Source organism: Dactylosporangium sp. NPDC049140 (assembly GCF_040648435.1).
The window spans coordinates 114,001-125,503 of the sequence record NZ_JBEZDS010000035.1 but is presented as its reverse complement, the minus strand read 5'-3'; the positions used below and the strand labels follow the sequence as shown (position 1 = coordinate 125,503).

6 protein-coding genes are annotated in these 11,503 nt (G+C 71.1%); 4 read left to right on the top strand and 2 right to left on the bottom strand.

Annotation, left to right across the window (positions count from 1 at the left end):
* The first annotated feature begins 66 nt into the window (after positions 1-66).
* Positions 67-5,628, top strand: coding sequence for an RHS repeat-associated core domain-containing protein (locus AB0B76_RS39980; protein ID WP_360385505.1), 5,562 nt, complete (start codon positions 67-69; stop codon positions 5,626-5,628).
* Positions 5,629-5,669: 41 nt separating this feature from the next.
* Here the strand turns inward: AB0B76_RS39980 and AB0B76_RS39975 are convergent, their stop codons facing one another.
* A complete protein-coding gene (locus tag AB0B76_RS39975; protein ID WP_360385503.1) occupies positions 5,670-6,632 on the bottom strand; it encodes a hypothetical protein in 963 nt (320 codons plus the stop codon).
* Positions 6,633-6,763: 131 nt separating this feature from the next.
* Positions 6,764-8,095, bottom strand: a complete 1,332-nt coding sequence (locus AB0B76_RS39970; protein WP_360385501.1) for a right-handed parallel beta-helix repeat-containing protein — start codon at positions 8,093-8,095, stop codon at positions 6,764-6,766.
* A 180-nt stretch (positions 8,096-8,275) separates the two neighbouring features.
* Between AB0B76_RS39970 and AB0B76_RS39965 the strand changes: the two genes are divergently transcribed.
* The 3 genes from AB0B76_RS39965 (at position 8,276) to AB0B76_RS39955 (ending at position 11,494) form a co-directional block, all read left to right on the top strand.
* Positions 8,276-8,941 carry a response regulator transcription factor gene (locus AB0B76_RS39965; RefSeq protein WP_360385499.1) on the top strand — a complete coding sequence of 222 codons (666 nt, stop codon included), beginning with the start codon at positions 8,276-8,278 and terminating at the stop codon, positions 8,939-8,941.
* 142 nt (positions 8,942-9,083) lie between these two features.
* Positions 9,084-10,358 carry a hypothetical protein gene (locus AB0B76_RS39960; RefSeq protein ID WP_360385497.1) on the top strand — a complete coding sequence of 425 codons (1,275 nt, stop codon included), beginning with the start codon at positions 9,084-9,086 and terminating at the stop codon, positions 10,356-10,358.
* A complete protein-coding gene (locus tag AB0B76_RS39955; protein ID WP_360385495.1) occupies positions 10,355-11,494 on the top strand; it encodes a DegT/DnrJ/EryC1/StrS aminotransferase family protein in 1,140 nt (379 codons plus the stop codon). Before AB0B76_RS39960 ends, AB0B76_RS39955 begins: the two co-directional genes overlap by 4 nt.
* The last annotated feature ends 9 nt before the right edge of the window (positions 11,495-11,503 follow it).

Below are 11,503 nucleotides of genomic sequence, written 5' to 3'. Positions count from 1 at the left end.
ACCAGCCTGAAACCCTCGGACGCCTGGTCGACCGGCGGAACGGGCAGCTTCACGTACTCGTACCCGGTGACGTTGCCGCCCGCGCTGGGCGGCGCCGCTCCGGCGGTCGCGCTGGCCTACTCCTCGTCGGCCGTGGACGGGATGACCGCCTCGACGAACGCGCAGTCGGACTGGGTCGGCTCGGGCTGGTCCTACAACCCGGGTTACATCGAGCGGTCGTACATCCCGTGCAAGGACGACGGCATCGCGAACTCCGCCGACAGCTGCTGGGGGTGGGGCGGGCAGGAGGTGTCGGTCGACGCGGCCGGCCTGTCCGGTGGCCTGGTCTACGACGACTCGTCCCACAAGTGGCACGTGTCGTCCGACAACGGCGCGACGGTCGAGCTGAAGACGGGCGGGAACAACGGCGCCTACAGCGGCGAGTACTGGGTCGTGACGCTGCAGGACGGCACCCGCCTGTACTTCGGCGCGGGTCACCTGCCGGCCGCGGAGGGCGGCACGGGCGCGGACCCGGCGTCGAGCGGGGCGTGGACGCAGCCGGTGTACTGCCCGAAGTCCGGGGATCCGTGCTACAGCTCCGGCACCGGGACGAACAGCTTCACGCCGAACATGGCGTACCGGTGGAACCTCGACTACGTTGTCGACCCGCACGGCAACGCCACGACGTACTCGTACGGCACCGAGACGAACTACTACGCCCGCAGCAGCGCACACACGAACACGCAGTACGTGCGCGGCGGGTACCTCAAGCAGATCAACTACGGCTGGCGGGCGTCCGATGTGGCGAGCCAGGCGACGCCGGCCCCGGCGGCGGAGGTCGTGTTCACGACCGTCCAGCGGTGCAAGGGCTCGGCGAGCGAGTGCTCGGCCTACGCGAACCTGACGAAGACGACGGCGCCGGACTGGCCGGACACGCCGTTCGACCAGATCTGCCCGGCGACCGGCACCTGCCTCAACGGCGGCATCTCGTACTTCTCCACGGTCGAGCTGAGCCAGATCCAGACGCTGGTGAACAAGGGCGGCACCTACAAGCCGGTCGACACCTACGCCCTGGCGCACTCGTTCCCCGACCCCAACGATGGTTCCAGCCCGTCGCTGTGGCTGGACTCCATCACCCACACCGGCAACAACGCCACCACCGCCGCCGCCCTGCCGCCGGTCATCTTCACCGGCACGCAGACGATGGCAAACCGGGTGCCGGGGTCGGGCACCTGGCCGGCGTACAACCACCAGCGGATCGACAAGATCACCACGGAGACCGGCGAGCAGGTCACCGTCACCTACGCCAACAGCACCGCGACGATCCAGGCGTGCGACCAGACGCCCGGAGCGTCGCACCTGCCGTCGGCGACGAACAACACGATGCTGTGCTACCAGCAGTACTGGCAGGGCCAGGGGCAGAGTTCGCCGGTGTCGGACTGGTTCCAGAAGTGGGTCGTCACCAAGGTCGTGCAGCACGACCCGGTCGTCGTCAGCTCCAAGGACCTGGAAACGAACTACACGTACGTCGGCGACGCCGCCTGGCACCGCGACGACTCGGTCACGACGAAGAACGCCCAGCGCAGCTGGAACCAGTTCCGCGGCTTCGGCCAAGTCGTCAAGACGACCGGCGCCGCACCGGACCCGGTCACGCAGACGTCCACGACGTACCTGCGCGGCATGGACGGCGACTACAACAGCCAGACCGGCGGCACCCAGAAGTCCGTGACGGTCACGGCGAGCACCGGCGACGCGGTCGTCGACGCGAACCAGTACGCCGACACCGTGCTGGAGACCGGCACGTACACGCAGGCCGGCGGCACGGTCACGGCCAGGGCGATCAGCCTGCCGTGGTCGGCGCAGACCGCCTCGCACGCCGAGACCGCGCAGCCCGGCCTGCCACCCAAGATCGCCGGCTTCGCCAACATCGGCACGAGCAAGAACCTGACGCTGCTGAGCACCGGCGCCTGGCGTACCACCAAAAAGGTCGACACCTACGCAACGGGCACCGGCCTGCTGCAGCAGACCGACGACCAGGGCGACGTGTCCCTGCTCGGCACCGCCGGCTCGCAGGAGACCTGCTCCACGGTCACCTACGCGACGCCTCCGAGCGGCGTCAACGCCGGGATGGTCAGCTACGGCAAACGGAACCTCACCGTGGCCGGGGACTGCGCCACCACGCCGGGCGCCACGACCACCATCGCGGACACGCTGACGTACTACGACGGCAATGCGTCGGCCGGCGTCATCACGGCCGCCGGCAATGTGTCCCGCACCGAGGCGGTCGACTCCTACACCGGCTCGTCGCCGTCGTACACCGCGACGACGTCCGCGGCCGGGTACGACGACTACGGTCGTCCTCTGACGAGTACCGACGCTCGCGGCCTGGTCACCACGACCGCGTACGCACCGGTGGCCGGGCAGCTGGCGACCACCATCACCACCACCGACGTCACGTTCAGCCAGTCCACCGTCACGACGGTGGACCAGGCGCGGCAGCAGCCGACGAAGACGGTCGATGCGAACAGCAACACCACCTCGGAGGCGTACGACGGGCTGGGCCGGCTCACCAGCGTCTGGCTGCCGGGCCGGGCCACCACCCAGTCGGCCAGCATCGTGCACGCCTACAGCGTGAACGGGACCGCGTCACCGTCGTACACGTCGACGAAGACCCTGCGCGACGACTCCACCTACGCCTGGGCGTACACCATCTACGACGGCCTCGGCCGGCAACGGCAGAGCCAGGCCGTTTCCCGTGACGGCAGCAACGGATCCCTCGTCAGCGACTCCTTCTACGACAGCCATGGGTGGCCTGGCAAGAAGACCCGCCCGTTCTACGTCACCGCATTCCCCAGCGCCAACCTTTACCCGGCCGCCGACGCGTCCGTCCCGGGAGAGATCGTCACCGCGTACGACGGGCAGGGCCGCCCCACCGGGGTCACGCTCTACTCCCTCGGCCAGCCCCAGTGGACGACCACGACGGCCTACCCGGGCGGCGAACGTACCGACGTCACCCCGCCCTCCGGCGGCACCGCGACGAGCACGTTCACCGACGCCCGCGGGCACACCAGCGCGCTGTGGAACTACACCACCGCGACCCCGGACGGCAACGCCGCCCACGCCTCGATCATCTCCTATGCCTACTTCCCGAGCGGCATGCAGTCGCAGGTGACCGGCCCGGGCGGGCGGGTCTGGACCTACACGTACGACCTGCACGGCAAACCGGCCACCGTCGCCGACCCGGACAGCGGCACCGTCACGACCCACTACAGCGCGGCCGGTGACCTGCTCAGCCAGGCCGACGCCCGGCCGAAGACCATCACGTGGACGTACGACGAGCTCGGCCGGAAGAAGACCGAGAACGACGGCGCCACGCTGCTGGCGAAGTGGGACTACGACACCGCGCCCGGCGGCCAGGGCCGGCTGGCCGCGGCCACCGCGTACATCGGCGGCGCCGCCTATGTGAAGGCGGTCACGGGCTACAGCAACCGCGGGTCCATCACGGGCAGCACGGTGACGATCCCGTCGACCGGGCCGGCCGACGAGGCCAAGCTGGCCGGCACGTACAGCAGCGCCACCTCGTACAAGGCGATCACCGGGCTGCCCACGGCGACCACGTACAACGCCGACGGCGGGCTGCCGGCCGAGACCGTCACCACGCAGTACAACCAGAACGGCGTCGCGACCGTGATGGCCGGCAACGCCGACTACCTCACCTCGGCCGTCATCGATCCGTTCGGCAACCACACCACGGTGACGCTCGGCGACATGCCGAACCAGGTGGTGCAGACCACGCACTACGACGCGGCGACCGGCCGGATCACCGAGCAGTTCATCGACAAGGAGTCCGGGTCCGCGCACGTCGACGACGTCGTCAACCTGGTCAACCCGGCCGGCGACATCACCGCGGTCAAGGACGCGCAGGGCGGCGGCGCCGTCACCGACCTGCAGTGCTTCTCCTACGACCAGCTGGGACGGCTGACGGAGGCCTGGAGCGACTCCGGCGGGACGCATACGGCGGCGGCGCCGTCGGTGCCGAACATCGGCGGCTGCGACCACACGTCGGGCAGTGCGGCGAACCTCGGCGGCCCGGCGAAGTACTGGCAGTCCTTCACGTACAACGCCGCGAGCAACCGGGCCACCGCGACCGACCACGCGGTGGACGGCAACACCGCGCACGACGTGCTGCGCACCAGCAGCTACACCGGCGACAAGGTGCAGTCGGTCCTCAACGACGGGCCCACCGACACCACCGACAGCTACCTGTACGACCTGGCGGGCAACACCACCACCCGCACGATCGGCGGCGGCGCCAACCAGACGATCACCTACACGCCGCAGAACCGGACCGAGTCGGTGACCGACGCCGTGTCCGGGAACACGGCCACCTACCGCTACGACGCCGACGGCAACCTGCTGCTGCAGCGGGACAAGGCCGGCTCGTCGGCCAAGGTGACCCTGTACCTCGACGGCGAGCAACTGACCCTCGACGTCGGCCCCAACACGCTCAGCGGCCTGCGCTACTACCAGGCCGCCGGCGGGCCGAGCCTGGTGCGCTCCTCGACCGGCGCGCTGACCTACGAGTTCGGCAACGCCCAGGGCACGCACGGGCTGTCGATCGACGCCGGCGCCGCCCAGACCGAGACCCGGCGGTACTTCACCCCGTTCGGCGGCACCCGCGGCACGGCGCCCGGCGCCTGGGCCGACAACCGGGCCTTCGTCAACCAGCCCGCGGATCCCGCCACCGGCCTGAACCTGCTCGGCGCCCGCAACTACGACCCGCTCACCGGCCGGTTCCTGCAGCGCGACCCGGTCTTCGAAAGCAATGACCTCAACCAGCTCGGCGGCTACGCCTACGCTTCCAACAACCCGGCCACGTTCTCGGATCCGTCCGGGCTTCGAACCGACGAGCAGTACTACGGCAAGGCCGGTGCGTGGAGCATCGAAATGCGGGGGACGCTCCCCAGCCCAAGCGTGCCGGTCGAGACCCACTCGGCCGAGAGCGAACCCTACTACCCCTACGACAACGGGAAATGGACCAAGCAGCAGAAGGCTGACGACCTGTACGCCCGGGCTATCCGGGTTACCGAACCGATCCTGAGCGCGAAAGGCGGCGCCGGGTTCAAGGACGGCACGCTCATGCTGGCGAAGGTCACGATCAACGGTGAGCCTGAGGTCGTCGGATTCACCACGTACAGATTTTCTCCGGCCGTCGTCGACATGCTCAACAAGATGGGCATCACCGTCTATGAGAGCGGGACGCCGACAAGGAACCTCGACCCCAAGACCGGTGCCCACGCGGAGAAGGTGGCCTCGGAGTGGCGTGATGACATGGAGCTCGAAGGCTACAAAGTCGAGGTGAAGGGTTCGGTCACCACCAACCGGGCCTGCAGCGACGATTGCGCGGCGGAACATACGTACTTCGCGCGCCGGGCCGACGGGTCGGGGCCGAAGATCACCGCGAAAGATCAGGGCTTCGAAGGGGAAACCGTGTTCACGACGGACTGGACGAAAGAGCGACGCGGGATCACGCCCGGTCGCGCCTTCCGGGTGATCGGGCAGTTCGTCCAGAACCCCTTCGGGAAGGGCGGACTGAGCGCGGACGGGTTCCCGCCGGAGGCGGGGGACAGCGGCGAGAACGAGGACTGATCGGAGCCCGGGGCGGCGAGGCCGCCCCGGGCCGCGAGGCACTACTGGAGGCCGGTGAGTTCGTACAGGTTGATGGTCGTTCCGTCGGCGTCGCCGACGACAAGGGCCGGCCGGCCGTCGACGACGGACGTGGTGGCCGACCATCCGGTCAACGACTCGTCGATCAACCCGCCGGTGATCGCGTCCCACCGGCGGATCACGTCGTCCGCGCCGACGGAGATCAGCTGCGGCGATCCGGCGAGCAGGGTCACGTGCAGCTGATAGATCGCGACCCCGTCGTCGCCTGAGCTGGTGCCGAGCAGGTCGCCGGTGACCGGATCCCACCGATTGATCGTTCCGTCCATGTCCGCGGTGGCCAGGAGCAGTCGCCCGCCGCCGAGGTCGGCCATCGCCATCGCCCGGACCCGGTCTTCGTGGCCGTCGAGCACGCCGTCGGACCGGTTCGGCCAGTGGCTCGCGGTCGACCCGTCCCAGCACCGCACGGTGCCGGCCTCGTCGGCCGAGGCGACCAGCAGGTGGTCCGGCAGCGCGACCGCGACGACCGCGGTGATGGAGATGTCGTGGTATCCGATCGGCGGCAGCTCCTGACCGGTGGCGGCGTCCCAGCACAGCACCGGCCACGGCTTGCTGTAGGCCGCCCCGAACAGGCGTACCCGGCCGTCGGGGGTGGACGCCGCGGCAACATCCCAGATCGGGCCCACCTCGGCCCCGGGAAACGGTTCCCGGCCGGTCGCCGGATCCCACCACGACACGCCGTCCTCGGTTGCCACCCCGATGACCGCCCGGTCCCGACCGAGCCGGCCGACCGCAACGCCGTTGACCCCAGGATATTCGCCGGGCGATCGGGCCAGCTCCACCGCGGCGGCGCCGCTCGTCGTTCCGGTGAGATCCCAGATCCGGACCTCGCTGTCGTTGGCCGACACCAGCCGGACGCCGCCGGTCAACGACACGGTTGTCAGGTGATACACCGCGCCGGCATCCCACCGGCCAAGCAACCGATCCACGACCCGAGGCTATCGCCGCAGGGCAACGCTCAATGCAACGGACCCGACGCTACTCCCCGGGTGCGCGCCGAGCGGGCGTCGGGCGGCCGTTCGCCGCCCGACGCCCACCGCGGGTGCGGTCGGAACCGCGGTCAGAACTCGTAGGCGCCCCGATCGTCGTAGGCGCGGGGGCCGATGCCGGTGTTGGGCACGGCCGGGTCGTCGCGGCGCGGCGTGCCGACGATGTCGACCAGCTGCTCGCCGTCGACGCCGGAGTCGGCCGAGTCGATCGCGGGCGATCCCTGCGACAGGCGCAGGTCGCCGCCGGCCGCGTTGACGAACAGCGGGTTGGCCTGCAGGCCGTGCTGCTCCTGGCCGGTGGCGGCCTTCATCGCCGCCAGCGAGGTGAACGACGAGCCGAACACGTACATGGTGCCGGCCTTGCTCAGATACACGAGGTTGCTGTCCACCACCGTGCTGGCCGGGGCCGAGTCCCAGATCCCGATGTTGCCGGCGCGCCGGCTGCAGGCGATGCCCTTGTACGCCGGGTAGACCGCGTTGTCCACGGCGATGTTGTTGACCACGACGTAGTCGCCCGAGGTGCCCTCGACGTTGATGCCGCTCGTGCAGTTGTGGTAGACGGTGTTGCCGATCAGTCGGCCGCCGGTGACGTTGAGGTTGTCGATGCCGTGGTCGCCGTTGTTGTACGTGACGTTGAGCGTGGCGAACGAGTTGTTCGCGCCCGGGTAGAACTGCAGGCCGGAGTCCTCGTTGTCGTGCAGGATGTTGCCGATGACCGTGTTGTCCGGCCCAATGACGTCGATGCCGTTGGCGTTGCGGCGGAACTCGTTGGCGTTGAACGACGACTGGTTGCCCTGGACCGTGGTCTCGCTGGTGTCGGTGGACAGGTAGATGCCGTGGTCGCTGTTGTGGTGGGTGTTGTTGCCACTGACGGTCGAGTCGGTGGTCGCCTTCAGGTAGATGCCGGCGGCCTGCTGACCGCTCACCGGGGTGCCCGCGCCCGACACGGTGTTGCCGGAGATCACGATGTGGTTCGACGACTTGACCGAGATGCCGTACGACGTGGTGTCGGTGATGTTGAACCCGCTGATCGTCACGTACGACTTGCTGGACACGACGAAGCCGCTGGTGCCCCCAGTGACGGTGACGGTCGCGCCGTTGGCCGGCCTCAGGGTGATCGGGCTGCCGGCGGTGCCGCTCTTGCCGACGGTGGCGGTCTCCGAGTAGGTACCGGAGGCCACGAGGACGGTCTGGCCGGCCGAGGCCACCGTCGCGCCCTTCTTGATGGTGCAGAACGGCTGGGCCTGGGTGCCCGGGCCACTGTCGGAGCAGCCTGGGCCGCCGACGTAGAGAAACGGATCGGCGGCGAACGCGGGGGCCGCCCCCAGCACAGTGACAAAGGCCAACCCGCACAGGCCGCCGGTGATGGCGGAGATCCGGGTCAGCCGGTGAGCGCACGACATGAACACTCCAGTGCGAACAGTTCGGAACTGACCGACTCATGCTGCGGTCGGCGGGCGGGTGGCACGTCGTGCAAAAACCGTAGTTTGACCTCGCCCTCGGCGGGCTCACCCGGCGGGCTCACCCGGCGCCTGCCACGTCTGTGCCATCGGTACCACCCGATGCTGCGGCATGGTGTGGCGATGCATGACATCTCGCTGCTCGTGGTCGACGACCATGCGCTGTTCGCCGAGGCGCTGCAGGCGCGGCTGTCGCGGGAGCCCGGCCTGCGGCCGATCCGCGTGGCGTTCACTGCCCAGGGGGCGCGGGCGTGCCTGGCGGCCCACCGCTCGCAGGTCGCCCTTCTGGACGTGGCGCTCGGTGATGACAACGGCATCGAGTTGGCCGCCTACTTCGCTGAGTCCGCGCCTGGCACTCGGGTGGTGATGCTGACCGCGGCCGAGACGGCCGGGTCGGTCGAGGACGTCGTCGCCGTGCTGCGCTGCGGTGCGGTCGGGTGGCTGCCGAAGACAGTCGAGGTCGACCACCTGGTGCGGGCGATCCGGGGCGTGGCCGCCGGCGAGGCGTGGCTGTCGCCGGAGCTGCTGGGGCTGGCGCTGCCGGGGCTGATCGCGGGCGGTGCGACCGCGCAGCCCAATCCGCTCGACCGCCTGACCATGAGGGAGCGGGAGGTCCTGCAGTACCTCGTCGACGGGCTGACCCGGGCCGAGATCGCGTTGCGGTTGCACCTGTCGACCAACACGGTGCGCACCCACACCCAGAACCTGCTGGCCAAGCTCGAGGTGCACTCGACGCTCGAGTTGGTCGCGGTGGCCATGCGGCAGGGGCTGCGCGCCTCCGGTCATTGAGCGTGGGGCGGCGGCGCGGGCTACCACAGATGGCGTAGGCAGACCTGCGCTGAGCACGCGATGGCCGGCCGTACAGATCGCCATAACCTCGTAGTCATCTGGTGTTCATCGGTTGTCTACCCGTGGGTTGAGGGGCGTTCGCGTGGAAGTGAACGAAGTCGCGATTCGGCTGGTTCGCCGGTACTGGGCGGTGCTGCTGCCGGCGGTCCTCGTGCCGGTGCTGCTGATGGCGGGGTACGTGACCCACGAACCCGAGCAGTACACCGCTCGGGGGCGCGTCGTCGCGGCGGCCACCGTCCCCCGGTCGGTCGCCGAGGCCGCCGCGGTTGTCAGCCAGGTGCAGGCGATCGCGACCAGTCCGGGCGTCGTGCGTCGGGTGCTGGACGCGGCGCACCTGCCCCGCGACCCCTTCGCGGTCGTGGACGCGGTGACGGTGACCGGCCTCGGCAGCTCCGCCGTCGTGGAGATCGCCTACACCGACGGCGACGCGGCCATGGCGCAGAAGGTCGCCGCGGCTCTCGTCACCGCCGTCGCCGGACAGCTCGACGCGCTGCGCGTCGGCGCGCTGCCCGACACGGTCCAGGACCTGAGCCGGCAGCTTACCGACCTGGCGGAGAAGCGGGCCCCGATCGCGGCGCAGGCGCAGGCCAAGCCGCAGGACCCGGTCGCGCAGAACCACCTGGCCAGCATGGACCGGCTCATCGCCGACCTTACCGCGGACCGCGACCGGCTGTCCGAGGAGGCCGCCTCGGCGGGCCGCTCGGCCGTCGTCGACGCGCCGGCCGTCCCGGCCCGGCCAGATCCGTCGGGGCTGCCCGGACGGCTCGCCATCGCTGCCTTCGCCGGGCTCGCTCTGGGCCTGATCCTGGCCGGGCTCAACGAGATCGCACGGCCCCGGGTGTCCGGTGCGACGCAGGTCGGCCGGGCGCTGCGCGCCCCGGGGCTGGGCCGGCTCAACGCCGATCCGGCGGTGCTGGCCGACCTCGGCCGCCGGATCCGGCTGGCCGCGGGCCTTGCGAACGTCTCCACCGTCGTGCTGGCGCGGCCCGGCGGCGCGCCGATCGGCCCGGAGCTCGTCGACCGGGTCGAGGCGGCCGCGCTGCGCCCGGCGGCCGTGCCGGCCCGCGTCGCGATCCCCGTGCAGGCGGCCGCCGTCGAGGCGCTCGCCGCCGGACCGGCGGGGGCGGAGCCGTCCGGCGACTCCGCCGACTCCGGCGATGGGACCGGCCGCACGGCGCGGCTGCAGGGCGTCTGCGCGCTCGATGAGCTCGACCCGGGCGCCGAGGGCGGGCGCATCGGCGTGGTGGTGCTGGCCGGCGGCCACGTCCGGACGCGGGCGGTGGACCGGATTCGGGATCTGGCGGCCGCCTCGGGCTGGCACCTGCTCGGCGTAGTCGAGGACGGGGGCGCGCGATGACCATCGCGACGACCACGGCGGTGCCCTTCTCCGTCCCGCCGTTCACCGGCGCCGCCCGCGAGGCGGCCGTCCGGGTCATCGACTCGGGCTGGATCACCACCGGCGCCGAGTGCGGGGCGTTCGAGGCCGAGCTCGCCGCCTACCTCGGCCAGCCGCACGTGGTGACCGTCGCCACCTGCACCCAGGCGATCGAGCTGAGCCTGCGGGCCTTGCGGCTGGCACCAGGCGCCCCCGTGCTGACCCCGAGCCTGACGTTCTGCGGCGCCGTGGCCGCGATCGTGCACGCCGGGTGTCGCCCGGTGCTCGTCGACATCGACGAGGACACGCTGGTGCCGAGCCCGGCGACGGTCGCCGCGGCGGTACGGCGGGCCGGCCGGTGCGCGGCGATGGTGGTGTGCCCGCTCGGCGGGTACCCGGCCGACCACGCCGCGCTCGCCGACGCGGCCGGGCTGCCGGCCCGGCGGATCGTGGTCGACGCCGCCCACGGGCCCGGCGGCGCGATCGGCCGGGCCGACGACCCGGCGAGCGCGCCGTACGCGACCTGCCTGAGCTTCTACGCGACCAAGAACCTGCCGATCGGCGAGGGCGGCGCGGTCGCCACCCATGACGGTGACCTTGCGGCCTGGCTGCGCTCGGCCCGGCTGCACGGGATGAGCCGCGACGCGTGGCGGCGCTACCTGCCCGGCGGCTCGTGGCGTTACGACGTCGTGGAGCTGGGGTTCAAGGCGAACCTCACCGACCTGCAGGCGGCGATCGGCCGGACCCAGCTGGCCGCGCTACCGGGATGGCATCGGCGGCGGGCCGAGCTGGTGGCGGGCTACGACGCGGTGCTCGCCCCGCTGGTGCGGCTGCCGCGGCGGCACCCCGGGCACTCCTGGCACCTGTACCAGGTGCGGGTCCGCGACCGCGACGCCGTCATCGCCGGCCTGACGGAGGCGGGCATCGGCACGTCGGTGCACTTCATCCCCGTGCACCGGCTGACGGCGTTCGCCGCGCTGTTCGACTCCGACGAGCGCGCCGCGCTGCCGGTCACCGACCGCGTCGGCGGCGAGCTGCTGTCGTTGCCGCTGTACCCCGACCTGACCCCCGCCGCCGTCGACGTCGTCACCGGCCGCTTGGCCGAGCTGCTCGCATGACACCCAACT

What these genes read in the sequence shown, in the direction of transcription:
- AB0B76_RS39965 (WP_360385499.1), top strand. Translation starts at nt 8,276, where the DNA reads ATGCATGACATCTCGCTGCTCGTGGTCGACGACCATGCGCTGTTCGCC.
- AB0B76_RS39955 (WP_360385495.1), top strand. Translation starts at nt 10,355, where the DNA reads ATGACCATCGCGACGACCACGGCGGTGCCCTTCTCCGTCCCGCCGTTC.
- AB0B76_RS39970 (WP_360385501.1), bottom strand. Translation starts at nt 8,095, where the DNA reads ATGTCGTGCGCTCACCGGCTGACCCGGATCTCCGCCATCACCGGCGGC.